Source organism: Mycobacterium avium subsp. avium, from assembly GCF_009741445.1.
In the GTDB taxonomy this organism is placed as follows: Bacteria; Actinomycetota; Actinomycetes; order Mycobacteriales; family Mycobacteriaceae; genus Mycobacterium; species Mycobacterium avium.
This window is the reverse complement of sequence record NZ_CP046507.1, coordinates 658,762-676,093: the sequence shown is the minus strand read 5'-3', so window position 1 is coordinate 676,093 and position 17,332 is coordinate 658,762. Positions and strand designations below refer to the sequence as shown.

The 17,332-nt window shown below is 69.5% G+C and carries 19 protein-coding genes; 18 read left to right on the top strand and 1 reads right to left on the bottom strand.

Annotated elements, in window-relative coordinates:
• Window positions 1–119: 119 nt before the first annotated feature.
• Together MAA44156_RS03365 and MAA44156_RS03360 are read left to right on the top strand one after the other, a co-directional pair.
• Entirely contained in the window at window positions 120–1,295 is a 1,176-nt protein-coding gene (locus MAA44156_RS03365) for a PPE family protein (protein ID WP_023883997.1), read from the top strand.
• Between the two features lie 95 nt (window positions 1,296–1,390).
• Window positions 1,391–2,479 (top strand): PPE family protein, encoded by a 1,089-nt coding sequence (locus tag MAA44156_RS03360; RefSeq protein WP_121035556.1) that lies wholly within the window; start codon window positions 1,391–1,393, stop codon window positions 2,477–2,479.
• A gap of 3 nt (window positions 2,480–2,482) precedes the next feature.
• On the opposite strand, the gene MAA44156_RS03355 is transcribed toward MAA44156_RS03360, so the two are convergent.
• The gene (locus tag MAA44156_RS03355; protein ID WP_009978458.1) at window positions 2,483–2,836 is read right to left on the bottom strand and encodes a hypothetical protein; all 354 of its coding nucleotides are present in this window, start codon (window positions 2,834–2,836) and stop codon (window positions 2,483–2,485) included.
• A gap of 76 nt (window positions 2,837–2,912) precedes the next feature.
• Here MAA44156_RS03355 and hisN point away from each other — a divergent pair, with 76 nt between their 5' ends.
• From hisN to MAA44156_RS03275, 16 genes are all read left to right on the top strand, one after another.
• Window positions 2,913–3,692 (top strand): histidinol-phosphatase, encoded by a 780-nt coding sequence (hisN, locus tag MAA44156_RS03350; protein ID WP_009978460.1) that lies wholly within the window; start codon window positions 2,913–2,915, stop codon window positions 3,690–3,692.
• A gap of 85 nt (window positions 3,693–3,777) precedes the next feature.
• Window positions 3,778–5,169 carry an acyl-CoA dehydrogenase family protein gene (locus MAA44156_RS03345; protein ID WP_003874836.1) on the top strand — a complete coding sequence of 464 codons (1,392 nt, stop codon included), beginning with the start codon at window positions 3,778–3,780 and terminating at the stop codon, window positions 5,167–5,169.
• 35 nt (window positions 5,170–5,204) lie between these two features.
• Complete coding sequence (locus MAA44156_RS03340; RefSeq protein ID WP_009978461.1) at window positions 5,205–6,410, top strand: acyl-CoA dehydrogenase family protein; 1,206 nt, start codon at window positions 5,205–5,207, stop codon at window positions 6,408–6,410.
• A 164-nt stretch (window positions 6,411–6,574) separates the two neighbouring features.
• Window positions 6,575–7,546, top strand: a complete 972-nt coding sequence (locus MAA44156_RS03335) for an NADPH:quinone oxidoreductase family protein (RefSeq protein WP_009978463.1) — start codon at window positions 6,575–6,577, stop codon at window positions 7,544–7,546.
• A 107-nt stretch (window positions 7,547–7,653) separates the two neighbouring features.
• Entirely contained in the window at window positions 7,654–8,748 is a 1,095-nt protein-coding gene (locus tag MAA44156_RS03330) for a homogentisate 1,2-dioxygenase (RefSeq protein WP_009978464.1), read from the top strand.
• Window positions 8,748–9,923, top strand: coding sequence for an alpha/beta hydrolase family protein (locus MAA44156_RS03325; protein ID WP_009978465.1), 1,176 nt, complete (start codon window positions 8,748–8,750; stop codon window positions 9,921–9,923). Before MAA44156_RS03330 ends, MAA44156_RS03325 begins: the two co-directional genes overlap by 1 nt.
• Window positions 9,920–11,134, top strand: a complete 1,215-nt coding sequence (locus MAA44156_RS03320; protein WP_009978468.1) for a CaiB/BaiF CoA transferase family protein — start codon at window positions 9,920–9,922, stop codon at window positions 11,132–11,134. Before MAA44156_RS03325 ends, MAA44156_RS03320 begins: the two co-directional genes overlap by 4 nt.
• Entirely contained in the window at window positions 11,131–12,036 is a 906-nt protein-coding gene (locus MAA44156_RS03315) for a hydroxymethylglutaryl-CoA lyase (RefSeq protein ID WP_023885117.1), read from the top strand. Before MAA44156_RS03320 ends, MAA44156_RS03315 begins: the two co-directional genes overlap by 4 nt.
• Before the next feature lie 14 nt (window positions 12,037–12,050).
• On the top strand, window positions 12,051–12,662 hold the full coding sequence (locus tag MAA44156_RS03310; RefSeq protein WP_009978472.1) for a TetR/AcrR family transcriptional regulator: 612 nt from the start codon (window positions 12,051–12,053) through the stop codon (window positions 12,660–12,662).
• Between the two features lie 10 nt (window positions 12,663–12,672).
• Window positions 12,673–13,911 carry an acyl-CoA dehydrogenase family protein gene (locus MAA44156_RS03305; protein ID WP_009978473.1) on the top strand — a complete coding sequence of 413 codons (1,239 nt, stop codon included), beginning with the start codon at window positions 12,673–12,675 and terminating at the stop codon, window positions 13,909–13,911.
• On the top strand, window positions 13,911–14,909 hold the full coding sequence (locus MAA44156_RS03300; protein WP_009978474.1) for a phosphotransferase family protein: 999 nt from the start codon (window positions 13,911–13,913) through the stop codon (window positions 14,907–14,909). Before MAA44156_RS03305 ends, MAA44156_RS03300 begins: the two co-directional genes overlap by 1 nt.
• Window positions 14,909–15,247 (top strand): DUF6285 domain-containing protein, encoded by a 339-nt coding sequence (locus MAA44156_RS23420; protein WP_009978475.1) that lies wholly within the window; start codon window positions 14,909–14,911, stop codon window positions 15,245–15,247. The genes MAA44156_RS03300 and MAA44156_RS23420 overlap by 1 nt, the downstream gene beginning before the upstream one ends.
• Before the next feature lie 27 nt (window positions 15,248–15,274).
• Window positions 15,275–15,661: a nuclear transport factor 2 family protein gene (locus MAA44156_RS03290; protein ID WP_003874825.1), complete on the top strand. Its 387-nt coding sequence runs from the start codon at window positions 15,275–15,277 to the stop codon at window positions 15,659–15,661.
• Window positions 15,662–15,698: 37 nt separating this feature from the next.
• Entirely contained in the window at window positions 15,699–16,235 is a 537-nt protein-coding gene (locus tag MAA44156_RS03285; protein WP_023863298.1) for a YceI family protein, read from the top strand.
• A gap of 61 nt (window positions 16,236–16,296) precedes the next feature.
• Window positions 16,297–16,710, top strand: a complete 414-nt coding sequence (locus MAA44156_RS03280; RefSeq protein WP_009978479.1) for an Rv3143 family two-component system response regulator — start codon at window positions 16,297–16,299, stop codon at window positions 16,708–16,710.
• A 241-nt stretch (window positions 16,711–16,951) separates the two neighbouring features.
• Window positions 16,952–17,329, top strand: a complete 378-nt coding sequence (locus tag MAA44156_RS03275; protein WP_004571437.1) for an NADH-quinone oxidoreductase subunit A — start codon at window positions 16,952–16,954, stop codon at window positions 17,327–17,329.
• Window positions 17,330–17,332 lie beyond the last annotated feature (3 nt).

Genomic DNA, 17,332 nt, shown 5'->3' with positions numbered 1-17,332 from the left:
TTTGCCGGGCGGCAAAGCGGACACGGACGCGGCCCACTATTCGAGATCAACGCCGATGCGGCGAGCGCCGGCGCTACCGGCGTTTGCCGACACACCGCACTGTGAGGGGACACAACACGATGGATTGGGCTTTTCTACCACCAGAAATCAACTCGGCCAGGATGTACACCGGCGCCGGCGCGGCCTCGCTGCTGGCGGCCGCGGGCAGCTGGGACGCGCTGTCGGCCGAGCTGACGGCCACCGCCGACGGGTACGAATCGGTGCTCTCCGGCCTGGGCCTGCAATGGCACGGACCGGCCGCCGACGCGATGGCCTTCGCGGCGGCCCGCTACCTGACCTGGCTGCGCGCGACCGCCGAGCAGACCAAACAGACCGCCATGCAGGCGCGCACCGCCGCGGCGGCCTACGAGCAGGCCTACGCGATGACGGTGCCGCCGCCGGTGATCGCCGCCAACCGCACTCTGCTGGCGTCGCTGGTGGCGACCAACATCATGGGCCAGAACACCGCGGCCATCGCGGACACCGAGGCGCAGTACGCCGACTTCTGGGCCCAGGACACCGCCGCCATGGCCGGCTACTCGGCGTCGTCGACGGCGGCAACGCAGCTGCCGCGGTTCGCCTCGGCGAACAATTCCACCAACGAGTCCGGGGTGACCGCCCAGAACGCCGCGGTGACCGCCGCCAACGCCAACGCCGCCGCGAACAAGGCTGTGACACAGTCGTTTTCGCCGCTCGCCGACAACCCGCCGGGGACGACGATCAACAACTACTACGTGGACGCATCGTCGACCAGCGCGGCCAACAGCAACGCCTTCCGGGTCCTCGACGTCATCCAGGGCACCGGGCTGGGCTTCAGCGCCCCCTACAACATGGAACAGTTCGTGTCCGGGATCATCGGGGCCGAGAACAACCTGGGCATGCTGGCCAAACCCGGTGCGGCCGCGGCCAATATCGCCCCGGCGCTCGCCGCGCCCGCGCTGCGCGGCGCCACCGCCGGCCTCGGCGGCGGCCTGGGCGGGGATCTGGGGAACGTCACCGCAACCCTGTCGCACGCCGGCACGATCGGGCCGATGTCGGTGCCGGCAACCTGGTCCGCTCCCACCAGCACGCATGTCTCGCCGTTGGCACCGGCCGGCTTCACCACGCTGCCGGGCACCGAGGAGCCGATGGCGTCGGGATATCCCGGCTACCCCGGCATGCCCGGCGGTGGCGCCGCGCGATCCGCCGGCGCGGGTGTCCCGCCCCGCTACGGCGTGCGGCTCACCGTGATGCCGCGCCCGCCGGCCGCCGGCTGACCCGGCCACCAGCAGACCCCGTCGTCGCACCCAGTTCGTGCGCCGCTCATCAACGCTCATCGACCGCTCACCGACGCTTATAGAGATGTAGGGCAATGGATTTCGGCTTCCTTCCGCCAGAGGTGAACTCTGCCCGGATGTATGCCGGCCCCGGGTCGGGTTCGCTGTTGGCCGCCGCGGGGAGCTGGGACTCGTTGGCGGCGGAGTTGAGCATCACGGCCGCGGTGTACGAATCGGTGCTCGGCGGCCTGACGGGCCTGTACTGGCACGGGCCCGCGTCCCGGGCGATGGCGGCCGGCGCCGCCCCCTACGTGGGCTGGCTGCACACGACCGCCGAACGGGCACAGCAGACCGCGACGCAGGCCCGCGCCGCCGCGGCGGCCTACGAACTGGCGCATGCCATGACGGTGCCCCCCGCCGCCGTCGCGGCCAACCGCACCCAGCTGGCGGCGCTGGTGGCGACGAACTTCTTCGGCCAGAACACCGCGGCCATCGCGGCCACCGAAGCGCAGTACGCCGAATACTGGGCCCAGGACGCCGCCGCGATGTATGCCTACTCGGCCAGTTCTGCTGCGGCAGCGCAGTTTTCGCCGTTCGCCTCGCCCCGCCGCACCACCGACCCGGGCGGGGTGACGGCCCAGCAGGCCGCCGTCGCCGCGGCCGAGACCGGCAGCACCGGCACGGATTCGGGGGCGCAGGTGATCCCCCCGACAGCCGGGGGCTCAGAAATCCCGCTCGATTTCCGGATCCTGGACACCATCCTGGGAGCCCAGACCACGTTCAGGTCGATCTTCACCACCGAGGGGATCCCGGCCGGAATCATCCAGGCCGACGAGAACTTGGGCATTCTGCCCAATCTCGCGACGGTTCCGGCCGCACTCCCCCGGACACCCGCGCTGAGCGCCTCGCCGACCGGGCTGGGCAGAATCGACGCGGTGCTGGCCCGGGCCGCACGGATCGGCCCGATGTCGGTGCCCGCCGGCTGGACCGCCGCGACGGGCAATCCCGTTGCCGCAGCGCCGGTCACCGGCTGGTCCGAGCCGAGCGCGGCCGACGCGCGTCCCGGTGTGACCGCGCCCGGTCTTCCCGGGATACCGGGCGCCACGCTCAGACGCGCGGCGCTGGTGGTGCCCCGCTACGGCGTGCGGATCACGGTCATGGCCCGCCCGCCCGCTGCCGGCTGAATCTCAGACGCCCGGCTGGGGCGGCGGGGACGGCTCGGGCGGCGCCGGCGGGGCGAACCTCCAATTGTCTGGATTCTCCGACGAATACAGCACCGGGAACAGCTGACCGATGGTCGGCCATTGATTCACGTCGACGGCCATCCGCTGATACACGGCGTGTTCGTTGACGGTGGGACCGTTGATCACGCCGGCGATGGTGACGTACTGCTCGCCGGTGGCCTCGGGCCGCGGGCTGACGCCGGTCACCAGCAGGGTGCCGCTCAGCAGCTCGCCGCGGGGCCCGCGCGGAACGAACCGCTGGACGAGGAACACCGCCAACACGGCCACCAACAACACCAGCAGTCCGAATTCCCACACCCGGCCATGGTAGGACTGCTCACATGAATCGCACCCGCGGCGATGCGCCGCCCGGCGAACCAAGGGAGCGGCGCGGGTGAGCAACGACGATCTGGCGCTGGCGTTGCTGCTGGCCGACCGGGCGGATGCGGTGACCTCGGCCCGGTTCGGCGCGCTGGACCTGCGCATCGACACCAAACCGGACCTGACCCCGGTCACCGACGCCGATCGCGCCGCCGAGGCCGAGCTGCGCGCGGTGCTGGCGCGGCAGCGCCCGCACGACAGCATCGTCGGCGAAGAGTTCGGCGGAGACACCGCCTTCACGGGGCGGCAATGGATTATCGACCCGATCGACGGCACCAAGAACTTCGTCCGCGGGGTGCCGGTGTGGGCCACCCTGATCGCGTTGCTGCACGACGGCGTTCCCGTCGTCGGCGCGGTGAGCGCCCCGGCGCTGGCCCGCCGGTGGTGGGCCGCGCACGGCCGGGGAGCGTTCGTCGCGGTCAACGGGGCCGCCGCCCGTCGGCTATCGGTTTCCTCTGTGGCACAACTGGATTCGGCCAGTCTTTCGTTCTCCAGCCTGTCCGGGTGGGCGCAGCTGGGCCTGCGGGATCGATTCCTGGCGCTGACGGATGCGGTGTGGCGGGTGCGCGCCTTCGGCGACTTCCTGTCCTATTGCCTGGTGGCCGAAGGGGCCGTCGACATCGCCGCCGAACCGGAGGTGTCGGTGTGGGACCTGGCCGCCCTCGACATCCTGGTGCGCGAGGCCGGCGGGACGCTGACCGGGTTGGACGGCACCCCCGGGCCGCATCGCGGCAGCGCGGTGGCCAGCAACGGACTGCTACAGCGACAGGTGCTCGAGCGCCTCGCACTGTGAATTAGTTAACAAGTGTTCTCCATGATCTTACTCCGGAGTAAGATCGGCTCTATCCGCACTGCCCATCAACCTGAGGCTGCTGAAAATGACCGATTCCGGTTCCACCAAGACCCCCGCCCGCGTCAAACGGCGTGACCGCCAGTCCGGCGTCGGGCTGCAACCGCACAAACGCACGGGCATCGACATCGCCATCGCGCTGCTCACCCCGCTGGTCGGGCAGGAGTTCCTGGACAAATACCATCTGCGCGACCCGCTCAACCGGGGCTTGCGGTACGGCACCAAGACCATCTTCTCCACCGGCGCCGCCACGTCCCGGCAGTTCAAGCGGGTACAGAACCTGCGCGGCGGGCCGACCCGGCTCAAGTCCAGCGGCAAGGACTACTTCGACCTGACCCCCGACGACGAGCAGAAGATGATCGTCGAGACGCTCGACGAATTCGCCGCCGAGGTGCTGCGGCCAGCCGCCCACGACGCCGACGAGGCGGCGACCTACCCGCGCGACCTGATCGCCAAGGCCGCCGAGCTGGGCATCACCGCGATCAACATCCCCGAGGACTTCGACGGCATCGCCGCGCACCGCTCCAGCGTGACCAACGTGCTGGTCGCCGAGGCGCTGGCGTACGGCGACATGGGCCTGGCGCTGCCGTTGCTGGCCCCGGGCGGCGTCGCCTCCGCGCTGACCCACTGGGGCAGCGCCGAGCAGCAGGCCACCTATCTGCCGGAGTTCGCCGGCGAGAACGTGCCACAGGCCTGCGTGGCCATCGCCGAACCGCAACCGCTGTTCGACCCCACCCGGCTGAAGACCACCGCGGTGCGCACCCCGAGCGGATACCGCCTCGACGGGGTGAAGTCCCTGGTGCCCGCCGCCGCCGACGCCGAGCTGTTCATCGTCGGCGCGCAGCTGGACGGCAAGCCGGCCCTGTTCATCGTCGAATCCTCGACGAAAGGCCTTACCGTGAAAGCGGATCCGAGCATGGGAATCCGGGCGGCGGAGCTGGGCCACGTCGAACTGTCCGGGGTGACGGTGCCGCTGGGCGCCCGGCTCGGCGAGGACGAGGCCACCGACGACGACTATTCCGAGGCGATCGCCCTGTCCCGGCTGGGCTGGGCGGCACTGACCGTCGGGACGTCGCACGCGGTGCTCGACTATGTGGTGCCCTACGTGAAGGAACGCGAGGCCTTCGGTGAGCCGATCGCGCGTCGGCAGGCGGTCGCCTTCATGTGCGCCAACATCGCCATCGAGTTGGACGGGCTGCGGCTGATCACCTGGCGCGGCGCGGCGCGCGCCGAACAGGGCCTGCCGTTCGCCCGCGAGGCGGCGCTGGCCAAACGGCTCGGCGCCGACAAGGGCATGCAGATCGGCTCCGACGGCGTCCAGCTGCTCGGCGGCCACGGCTACACCAAGGAGCACCCGGTCGAACGCTGGTACCGCGACCTGCGGGCCATCGGCGTCGCCGAGGGCGTCGTGGTCATCTGAGTCGTTAATGCAAGAACCGAGCTGAAAGTTCAATCATGGCAATCAATCTGGAACTTCCCCGCAAGATGCAGGCGGTGACCACGAAGACGCATCAGGGCGCCGCGGAGTTGATGCGCCCGATCGCGCGCAAGTACGACCTGAAGGAACACGCCTACCCGGTCGAGCTGGACACGCTGATCAGCCTGTTCGAAGGGGCTTCGGAGTCAATCGAATTCGCCGGGGCGAACGCGCTGGGCGGCGAGGACGAAGAACGGGACAAGAACCACAACGGCGCCAACATGGCCGCGCTGCTGCAGACGCTGGAAGCCAGCTGGGGCGACCTCGCGATGATGCTCTCGGTGCCCTACCAGGGGTTGGGCAACGCGGCCATCTCCGCGGTCGCCAACGACGAGCAGCTGCAGCGGCTGGGCAAGGTGTGGGCGGCGATGGCCATCACCGAGCCCGGCTTCGGATCGGACTCGGCGGCGGTGTCGACCACCGCCACCCTGGACGGCGACGAGTACGTGATCAACGGCGAGAAGATCTTCGTCACCGCCGGCTCGCGGGCCACCCACATCGTGGTGTGGGCGACGCTGGACAAGTCGAAGGGCCGCCCGGCGATCAAGTCGTTCATCGTGCCGCGCGACCATCCCGGCGTCACCGTCGAGCGGCTCGAGAAAAAGCTCGGCATCAAGGGTTCCGACACCGCGGCCATCCGGTTCGACAACGTCCGCATCCCCAAGGAAAACCTGCTCGGCAACCCGGAAATCGAAGAGGGCAAAGGCTTTTCGGGGGTGATGGAGACCTTCGACAACACCCGGCCCATCGTTGCCGCCATGGCCGTCGGGGTGGCCCGCGCCGCGCTGGAGGAGATCCGCAAGATCCTCACCGACGCCGGCGTGGAGATCTCCTACGACAAACCCGCGCACGTCCAGAGCGCGGCCGCGGCCGAGTTCCTGCGGATGGAAGCCGACTGGGAGTCGGCCTATCTGCTGTCGCTGCGGGCGGCGTGGCAGGCCGACAACAAGATCCCCAACTCCAAAGAAGCGTCCATGAGCAAGGCCAAGGCGGGCCGGATGGCCACCGACGTCACCCTCAAGACCGTCGAATTGGCGGGCACCGCAGGCTATTCCGAGCAGTCACTGCTGGAGAAGTGGGCGCGTGACTCCAAGATCCTGGACATCTTCGAGGGCACCCAGCAGATCCAGCAGCTGGTGGTGGCCCGCCGCCTGCTGGGCCTGTCATCGGCCGAACTCAAGTAGCGGGCTATCGGCGTTGCGCGCCGAGCGTGCAACCACCGCGAGATATCGGCCGTTTTCTCGCCGCGAGTACACGTTCGGCGACACTCAAGCGCGCCGGCGATTCTCCGGCCGGGCCGTGGTGCGGGTCATCGACGGTTTTTGAGCCGGCAGTACGCTGTTCGACCATGCGTGCTGCACGAGTGACTCGACTGGACGGTCCGGACGCGATCGAGGTGACGGACGTCGACGAACCGGCCGGCGACGGCGTCGTCGTCGACGTGCACGCGGCCGGGGTGGCCTTCCCGGACGCCCTGCTCACCCGCGGCCTCTACCAGTACCGGCCGGAGTTGCCGTTCGTGCTCGGCGCCGAGATCGCCGGCGTGGTGCGGTCCGCACCCGAGGGCGCGCACGTGCGTTCCGGCGACCGGGTCGTCGGCCTCACCATGCTGTCCGGCGGCATGGCCGAGGTCGCGGTGCTGGCCCCCGACCGGGTGTTCAAGCTGCCCGACAACGTCAGCTTCGAGGCCGGCGCCGGCCTGCTGTTCAACGACCTGACGGTGTACTTCGCGCTGACCGTGCGGGGCCGGCTGCAGCGCGGCGAGACGGTGCTGGTGCACGGCGCGGCCGGCGGTATCGGCACCTCGGCGCTGCGACTGGCGCCGGCGCTGGGCGCCGCCCGCACCATCGCCGTGGTCAGCACGACGGACAAGGCCGACATCGCCACGGCGGCCGGCGCGACCGACGTCGTGCTGGCCGACGGCTTCAAGGACGCCGTGAAGGAGCTGACCCACGGCCGCGGCGTCGACATCGTCGTCGACCCGGTCGGCGGCGACCGGTTCACCGATTCGCTGCGCTCGCTGGCCCCCGGCGGGCGGCTGCTGGTGGTCGGCTTCACCGGCGGCGAGATCCCCACGGTCAAGGTAAACCGGTTGCTGCTCAACAACATCGACGTGGTCGGCGTCGGCTGGGGCGCCTGGACGGGCACCCATCCCGGCGCGCTGGCCGAGCAGTGGGCCGGGCTCGAGCGACTGTTCACCTCCGGTGAACTGGCCCCGCCCGAGCCGGTGGTCTATCCGCTCGACGAGGCCGCGGCGGCCGTGGCCTCGCTGGAGAACCGCACCGCCAAGGGCAAGGTCGTGCTGCGCGTGCGCGGTTAGGCGCTCGGCGGCCGGCGGCACCCGGGCGGCCTTGTGCCCGCCCAAAAGAAAAAGTAATGTCACTTTCAGTTTTGTGCGCCGAGCTTGGCCCCACCGGAGGAGCCACCATGGAATCCTTTATTCACCTGCGCAAAGGCCGGACACCGGGCCGGCTGCACGCCGATCTCGACGGGCTCAAGGACGACGAGCTGGGCCGCGGCAGCTTCACCGGCCGCACCGCCAACATGTACCGCCGCCACGACCCCACCGCCTACCGCGTGCAGGGCCCGCTGCGACCCATCGACGTGTTGACCACCGAACTCAAACCGAGCGACACCAGCGACGCCACGGGCGGGCCGTTGCTGATGTTCGCCAACCCCGACTGCCGCATCTCGCTGTCGCGCCGTAGCGAGCCGATGCCGTTCTACGTCCGCCACGTCGACGGCGACCTGCTGTGCTTCGTCCACGGCGGCGCAGGGCTGCTGCACACCGAGTTCGGGCCCATGCCCTACCGCCAAGGCGACTGGGTGTATCTGCCCAAGGCGACGACGTGGCGCCAGCTTCCGGATGCCGAGACCACGCTGCTGATGATCGAGGCCACCGACGAGTTCCGCGTCCCGCCGCCCGGGCCGCTGGGCCGGCACTTCCCGTTCGACCCGTCGCAGGCCACCATCCCCGAGCCGCAAGCACTCGATGACGATCCCGCCCGCGACGAGTACGAGGTCCGACTGGTGCATGAGGGCGGCCCGACAACGCTGCTCTACCAACACAATCCGCTCGACGTCGAGGGCTGGCGCGGTGACAACTTCGCGTTCACCTTCAACATCGCCGACTACAACGTGGTGACCTCCGACAGCGTCCACCTACCGCCGACGGTGCACCTGTTCATGCAGGCCACCGGCGTGTACGTGATGAACTTTCTGCCCAAACCGGCCGAGGGCGTACCGGGCACCGAACGCACCCCCTGGTATCACCGCAACGTCGACTACGACGAGATCGCCTTCTTCCACGGCGGCTCGCTCTACGGCATCCCGATGCCGCCCGGGCTGATTTCCCATGCGCCGCAAGGGGTTCACCACGGCGCACCGGAGAAGGCGCGGGAGCGGGCCCGCCGCAAGTTCGACGAGTACGCCCGGGTCGACTGGCAGGTGATCGCCGTCGACACCCGCCGCCGGCTGACGCCGTCGGCGGAGGTACTGGCCCACGACCTAGGACAGCACTGATGAAACACGAATACGACCGCATCCCCTATCTGGTTGCCTTCCAGAACAATTCGGGCGTCCGGGATGTCTACGGCGGGCTGGCCGAGATCACCGTGCTGGAGAGCTACCTGCTCAAGCCGAAGAACAAGCCGAGCGACACCGTGCTGGTGTTCATGCACCCGATCGGCGGCGGCGCCTACCTGCCGATGATCAATGCGCTGGCCCGCGCCGGCCACCACGTCATCTACTGCAACAGCCGGTTCCGCGGCACCGACTCGGCCCTGCTGATGGAGAAGGTGGTCGAGGATCTCGGCGAGTGCATCAAAGACGCCAAGAAGCGACTCGGCTACACCAAGGTGGTGCTGGCCGGATGGAGCGGCGGCGGCTCGCTGTCGGTGTTCTACCAGCAGCAGGCGCAGAATCCGACCATCACGTCCAGCCCGTCCGGCGACGGCCCGGACCTGACCAAGCTCGACCTGACCCCCGCCGACGGCATCATGCTGCTCGCCGCGCACATCAGCAGGCACGGCACGCTGACCGAATGGCTGGACGCGTCCATCCTCGACGAATCCGACCCCACTAAGCGCGATCCCGAGCTGGACCTGTACGACCCCGACAACCCGAACCAACCGCCCTACAGCCAGGAGTTCCTGGACCGCTACCGGCAGGCCCAGATCGAGCGCAACCGCCGCATCACCGCGTGGGTCAAAGCCAAGCTGGCCGAGTTGAAGGCCGCCGGCCGCCCCGACGACGAATTCGGGTTCGTCGTGCACGGCACCATGGCCGACCCGCGCTGGCTGGACCCGACCGTCGATCCCAACGAACGCACCCCGGGAACGTGCTACCTGGGGGATCCTCGAGTGGTGAACATGAGCCCCGTCGGGTTGGCGCGGTTCTGCACGCTGCGCGGCTGGCTGTCGCAGTGGAGCTACGACGACGCCCGCGGCGACGCGCTGGCCTGCGGGCCCGACATCGCCATCCCGGCGCTGGTGATCGGTAACCTGGCCGATGACGCCTGCACCCCCAGCCACACCCGGCGGCTGTTCCAGGCGATCGGACACCACGACAAGGAGATGCACGAAATCCCGGGCGCCACACACTATTACGCGGGACCGGATCAGCGCGACGCGCTGCGCTCGGCGGTCGGCATCGTCACCGACTGGCTGGTCCGGCACGACTTCGCGGAGAAGGCATGAGCGCTGCGGGTGCGGCCGGACCGCTGGACGGCATCCGGGTGCTCGAGCTGGGCACCCTGATCGCCGGCCCGTTCGCCAGCCGGCTGCTGGGCGACATGGGCGCCGACGTGATCAAGGTGGAGCTCCCCCGGGCGCCGGACCCGCTGCGCACCTGGGGCCAGGCCGAGGTCGACGGGCACCACGTGTTCTGGACGGTGCACGCCCGCAACAAACGAGCGATCACCCTCGACCTGCGCCACCCGCGCGGCCGCGAGCTGTTCTGCGAGCTCGTCGAGAAGTCCGACATCGTGGTGGAGAACTTCCGTCCGGGCACGCTGGAGAAGTGGAACCTGGGCTATGACGTGCTGTGCGAACGCAACCCCGGCATCATCCTGGTCCGGGTGTCCGGCTACGGGCAGACCGGACCCGACGCCGCCAAGGCCGGGTACGCCTCGGTCGCCGAGGCGGCCAGCGGACTGCGCCACCTCAACGGCTTTCCCGGCGGCCCGCCGCCCCGGTTGGCGCTGTCGCTCGGCGACAGCCTGGCCGGCATGTTCGGCGCCCAGGGCGCGCTGGCCGCGCTGTACCGCCGCAGCGTCACCGGCCGCGGCCAGGTGGTCGACGTCGCGCTGACCGAATCCTGTTTGGCCGTCCAGGAATCCACGATCCCGGATTACGACGTCGGCGGGGTGGTGCGCGGTCCGTCGGGCACCCGGCTCGAGGGCATCGCCCCGTCCAACATCTACCGCAGCGCCGACGGCTCGTGGGTGGTGATCGCCGCCAACCAGGACACGGTGTTCGCCCGGCTGTGCAAGGCGATGGGCCGCGCCGAGCTGGCCACCGACGAACGGTTCGCCACCCACGTCGCGCGCGGCCGCAACCAGGACGAACTCGACGGGATCATCGGCGAGTGGGCCGCACAGCGCCAGCCGGACGAGATCATCGAAACCCTTTCCGCCGCAGGCGTGATCGCCGGACCGATCAACACGGTCGCCGAGGTCGTCAACGACCCGCAGCTGCGGGCCCGCGACATGCTGGTCGAGCATTACGACGAGCGGCTGCGGCGCAACGTGCTGGGCCCGGGCATCGTGCCGGTGCTCTCGGAATCGCCGGGCCGGGTGCGCAACGCGGGTCCGGCGCGGCCGGGCCAGCACAACGACGAGGTGTACCGCGGGCTGCTGGGCAAGACCGCCGAGGAACTCGAGGAGCTGCGGGCACAGGAGGTGCTGTGAGCACACATGTGGCCATCCGCGAGGTGGCGCTGCGCGACGGCCTGCAGATCGAGGCGCCGATCCCGTTGTCCGCCAAGCTCGAACTGCTGGCCGCGGTGGCGGCCACCGGGGTGCGCGAGGTCGAGGCCACCGCGTTCGTCTCCCCGTCCAAGGTGCCGTCGATGGCCGACGCCGCCGACCTGGCCGCCCACCTGGCCGACTATCCCGACATCGAATTCTCCGCCCTGGTCGCCAGTCCCAACGGCGCCAGGCGGGCGGTGGCCGCCGGGTTGCGCACCATCGAATACGTGGTGGCCGCCGACGACACGTTCAGCGCGGCCAACGTCGGGCGCACCAGCGCCGAGGCCACCGAACAGATCGCCGACATCGTCGCCATCGCCCACGACGGCGCGGGCCCGCCGGTCACCGTCGAAGTCGTCATCGCCACCGCGTGGGACTCACCGTTCGAAGGCCCCACTCCCCCGCAGCGGGTGCTCGACATCGCCGCCGCGGCCCGCGACCGCGGGGCCGACCGGCTGTCGATCGCCGACACCATCGGCACGGCGACCCCCGGCCGGGTGAGTTCGCTGATCGCGCAACTGCTTCCGGTGGTCGGGGACATGCCGCTGGGCGGTCATTTCCACAACACCCGCGGCTGCGGGCTGGCCAGCGCGTACGCGGCGGTCGGCGCCGGGGTCACCCGGCTGGACGCGTCGGTCGGCGGGCTGGGTGGCTGCCCGTTCGCGCCCGGGGCCACCGGCAACATCGCCACCGAGGACCTGGTGTACCTGCTCACCGACAGCGGATTCGACGTGGATGTCGACCTGCAGGCCGCCATCGCCGCCGCCGGTGTCGCGAAAACACTTGTGGGGCATGACCTTCCCAGTGCCCTGCTGCGCGCCGGGGACCGGCGGAGAAGTTGACAGCGGGGTCCCTGATGCCTGCCGAACTGCTGACCGCCAAGGGCCGCCAGACCAGGCAGGCCATCGAGCAGGCCGCCCGCAAGCTGTTCGCCGAGCGGGGTTTTCACGGCACCACGCTGGCCGACATCACGTCGGCGGCCGGGAAATCCCCGGCGGTGTTCTACCGGTATTTCGCCGACAAGGAAGACCTGCTGGCCGCGCTCGCGGAGTCCTTCCTGCACGAGGTGGTCACGCCCTCGGGGCTCAGCGTCCACCTGCCGGACTCCCCCGACGACGACGCGTTCTTCACCGCGGTGGTCACCGGTTACTGGAACATGTTCAAGCAGAACATCGGCATCATGATCGCGGTGGCCCAGCTGGCCGCCACCCAGCAGCGGTTCGCGGCGGTGCAGAACGAATTCCGGCGCTTCGGCATCGATCTGGTGGCGGCGTCGGTGCGCCGCGCCCAGGAGCAGGGTTACGGCGCCGAGCTGCACCCCCAGCACACCGCGGCGGCCATCGCGCTGCTGTTCGAGAACTTCACCACCGTGTTCGTCGGCCCGTCCGGTCTGGGTATCGAGATCAGCGACGAGGACGCCATCGCCACCCTGTCGACGATCTGGAAGAAAACTCCCTACGGCGTGTAAGGAGACAGCTGTGGATTTCACCCTGCCCGAACACCTTCCGGGCGTGCTCGCCGAGATGGACGCGTTCATCGAGAACGAGATCAAACCGCTGGAGCGCGAGCACATCCAGTATTTCGACCAGCGCCGCGAGCATGTCCGCACCGATTGGGACAACGACGGGATCCCCACCCGCGAATGGGAGGACCTGCTGGCCGAGATGCGCCGGCGGGCCGACCGGGCAGGCTGGCTGCGGTACGGATTGCCCGCGTCGCTGGGGGGTCGCGACGGCAGCAACGTCGACATGGCGGTCATTCGAGAACACCTGGCGCACAAGGGTCTTGGCCTGCACAACGACCTGCAGAACGAGTCGTCGATCGTCGGGAACTTCCCGCAGGTGATCATGATGGAGCGGTTCGGCACCGACGAACAGCGCCGGGAGTGGTCGCAGGCGCTGATCACCGGGGAACGTTCCATGGCGTTCGGCCTGACCGAGCCGCAGCACGGCTCGGACGCCACCTGGCTTCAGACCCGCGCCGAACGCGACGGTGACGGCTGGGTGATAAACGGCGCCAAGCGATTCAACACCGGCGTGCACCGCGCCACCCACGACCTGATCTTCGCCCGCACCTCCGGTGAGCCCGGGACCGCGGTGGGCATCACCGCGTTCCTGGTGCCGACCGACGCGCCCGGATTCACGGTGCCCTACTACTGGTGGACGTTCAACATGCCCACCGACCACGGCGAGGTCGAGCTGACCGATGTCCGGGTGCCCGCCGACGCGGTGCTCGGTGAGGTGGATCGCGGACTCGAAGTCGCGCAAACCTTCCTGCACGAGAACAGGATTCGGCAAGCGGCCAGCAGCCTGGGTGCCGCCCAGTACTGCATCGACCGGGCCGCCGAATACGCCGGCAGCCGAACGGTGTTCGGCAAACCGCTGTCGGTCAACCAGGCCGTGCAATGGCCGCTGGCCGAACTGCAGACCGAAGCCCAGATGGTGCGGCTGCTCGTGCAGTACGCGGCCTGGCACCTGGACCGCGACCACCACATGGAGGTATCCGACAAGGTGTCGATGGCCAACTACCGGGCCAACCGGCTGGTCTGCGACGCCGCCGACCGGGCCATGCAGATCTTCGGCGGCCTCGGCTACAGCCGGCACGAACCGTTCGAGCACATCTACCGCCATCACCGCCGCTACCGGATCACCGAGGGCGCCGAGGAGATCCAGATCCGCCGGGTGGCGCAGCGGCTGTTCAAATTCGGCAAGAAGTGATGGACAGCGACGCGGCCGAACTGCGCCCCAAACTGGAAGGGGTGCTGGCCACCGCGCTCGGCGCCGGCACAGCCGTCGAGCAGCTGCGCACGCTGACCGGCGGGGCCAGCAGAACCACCTGGGCGTTCGACGCCGTCACCGGCGGGCGGCGCCGCCCGCTGATCCTGCGCACCGGCCCGCCCGACGACGTGCACGCCGGCATGGAGCTCGAAGCCCAGGCGCAAGCCGCCGCCGCGGCCGCCGGCGCCCCGGTCCCCCACATCCTGGTCGCCGACAATTCGCCTGTCGCACTGGGCAATCCGTTCCTGATCTGCGACGAGATCAAGGGCGAGACCATCGCGCGGCGCATCCAGCGCCGGCTCGACGCCGCCGACGGCCACGCGGCCCGGGCCCACCTGCTCGGGCAATGCGCGCACGCTGTGGCCGCCATCCACCGCGCCGAGATAGACCGGATCCAGGACCCGGGCCTGAGGCGCCAGGACCAACTCGCCGAATGGCGGCAACGCCTCGACGACATGGGCGACACCACCGCCACCTTCGAATGGGCGTTTCGCTGGCTGGCCGCCCGCCGGCCCCGTGCGGCGCCGGCGGTGTTGGTGCACGGCGACTTCCGGATGGGCAATCTCATCGTCGACGGCGCCCAGCTTGCCGCGGTGCTGGATTGGGAGCTGGTGCATGTCGGCCAGGCGTATGAGGATCTGGCCTGGTTCTGCATCCGCGCCTGGCGATTCGGCGCCCCGGCCGGCCTCGGCGCCGGCGGCCTGGGCAGCATCGAGAGCTTCCTGCGTGCCTACGAGCAGGCCAGCGCGACGACCGTGGACCGGGCGGCGTTCCACTGGTGGCTGGTGCTGGCCACGCTGCGCTGGGGGGTGATCTGCCGCTACCAGGCGGAGCGGCACCTGAGCGGCCTGCACCGCTCGGTCGAGCTGGCCACCATCGGCCGGCGCGTCTGCGAGACCGAGTGGGATCTACTCAACCTGCTCGAAGGGGCCGCCTGATGATCGGCCCCTATGGCCGCCCGCTGGCCGCCGAACTCGTCGCCGCCGTGGCCGAATTCCTGGAGACCGACGTGCGCGCGGCGACCGAGGGGCAGGTCAACTTCCACGCCCGGGTGGCCGCCAACGCGTTGCGCATCGTCGAGCGTGAACTGCTCGACGAGAGCGAAGCGCAATCGCGTGCCGCCCTGGCCGCCTTGGGTTTCGCCGAGGAGGAGCAGCTCGCCGCCGCGATACGCGCCGGGGAGATGGACGGGCGGGCCGACGACGTCATCGCCTGCCTGCGCGCGCTGGTGCGACGCCGGTTGGCCGTCGCCCATCCCGGCTACGACAACGAATAGTAAACAGATCGGAGGGGAGCGGGTGCCATGACCGCCAGCGGTGCGAAAACCGTCGTCGACACGGCCGACCGGCTGTTCGCCGCCATCGAGCGCGGTGACGTGACCGCGGTCGCGGCGATGTGGAGCGACGATATCGCGGTGTGGCGGGTCGGCTCCCGCCGCGACGACGACAAGGCCCGCGCCGTGCGGGTGATCGACTGGTTCATCGGCGCGACCGCCCGGCGCCGCTACCAGATCCTGGACCGGCAGCTGTTCGACGGCGGCTTCGTCCAGCAGCACGTCTTGCACGCCACCGGGCATGGCGGGCAAGCGATCTCGCTGCGGGTGTGCATCGTGATCAGGGTGGGCGCGCACGGCATGATCGAGCGCATCGACGAATACTTCGATCCCGCCGGGATCGCGCCGCTGATGTGATAGGCGCTAGATTCGCCACGACAGTTGGGGGTGATCGATGACGACCTTGGAGACACTGCTGCACGATCCGGAGATGGCCGGCGTGTGGAACCTGGTGCCGGACCGCTCGGCCATCACTTTCAGGATCAAGAACATGTGGGGGCTGCTGACCGTCCGGGGCCGCTTCACCGACTTCACCGGTGACGGCCAACTGACCGGCAAGGGAGCGGTTTTCGGGCGCGTCGACATCCGGGCCGCGTCGCTGGACACCGGGATCGGCCGCCGCGACCAGCACCTGCGCTCGCCCGACTTCTTCGACGTCGAACGCTTCGAGAAGATCAGCGTGGTGGTCACCGGGCTGCAGCCGACCAAGGGCAAAAACGCCGACCTGCGCACCGACTTCACCGTCAAGGGCGTCACCGCACAACTGCCGCTGCCCGTCACGATCCTCGAGCTCGACGACGGCTCGATCCGGATCACCGGCGAAACCACGCTCGATCGCGCCCGATTCGACCTGGGCTGGAACCGGTTCGGCATGATCGGCCGCACCGCGACGGCCGCGGCCGACGTCATCTTCGTCCGAGATTCGCAATAGATTCGCAACAGATTTGCGGGCACCCCGATAAACCCACTGCGGCACCAGTAGCATCTGCAGCGTGTCGGACTCCACGCCCCAATCCAGCGTCGCCCTGCGGATCCTCGTCTACAGCAGCAACGCCCAGACCCGGGAACGGGTGATGCGGGCACTGGGCAGGCACCTGCATCCCGACCTGCCCGAGCTGAGCTACGTGGAGGTGGCCACCGCCCCGATGGTGGTCAAGACGATGGACCAGGGCGGCATCGACCTGGCCATCCTGGACGGCGAGGCCACCCCCACCGGGGGCATGGGAATCGCCAAACAGCTCAAGGACGAACTCGACACCTGCCCACCGCTGGTGGTGCTGACCGGGCGGCCCGACGATGCCTGGCTGGCGTCCTGGTCGCGCGCCGAAGCCGCGGTGCCGCATCCGATCGACCCCATCCTGCTCGGCCGCACGGTGCTGAACCTGTTGCGCACCCCGGTTCGCTGACCGGATCCACGCGTCCTCGTTGCCGCCGGGGCAATCGCCCGGCCGTCGCCCCCTGACTTTGCGCTGGACAGCGCGAGCACGGCGGCGTCAATACTGCAAAACGCCCACCCCGGGCAAGCGCGCCGCGCGCCGCGATGCTATGTTGAAGATCACTGTGACGGTCCCGAAACCGGGTTCGTCACAGCAGCCCGGTTACCGCCTGGCCGCTGCAGGCGGCTCGCACGACGGATCATGGAGCGAGTTGAACGTCTACATACCCATCCTGGTGCTGGGGGCGATCGCCACCGCCTTTGCCGTGGGCTCGGTGGTGATCGCGAGCCTGGCCGGCCCGTCACGTTTCAACAAATCGAAGATGGCGGCCTACGAGTGCGGCATCGAGCCCACCGAAACCTCGGTGAGCGGCCCGCGCGCCACGGCCGGACAGCGGTTTCCGGTGAAGTACTACCTGACCGCGATGCTGTTCATCGTCTTCGACATCGAAATCGTGTTCCTGTACCCGTGGGCGGTCAGCTACGACGCGCTGGGCACCTTTGCTCTGATCGAGATGGTGGTCTTCATGCTCACGGTTTTCGTGGCCTACGCCTACGTGTGGCGCCGCGGCGGCCTGACGTGGGACTGAGGG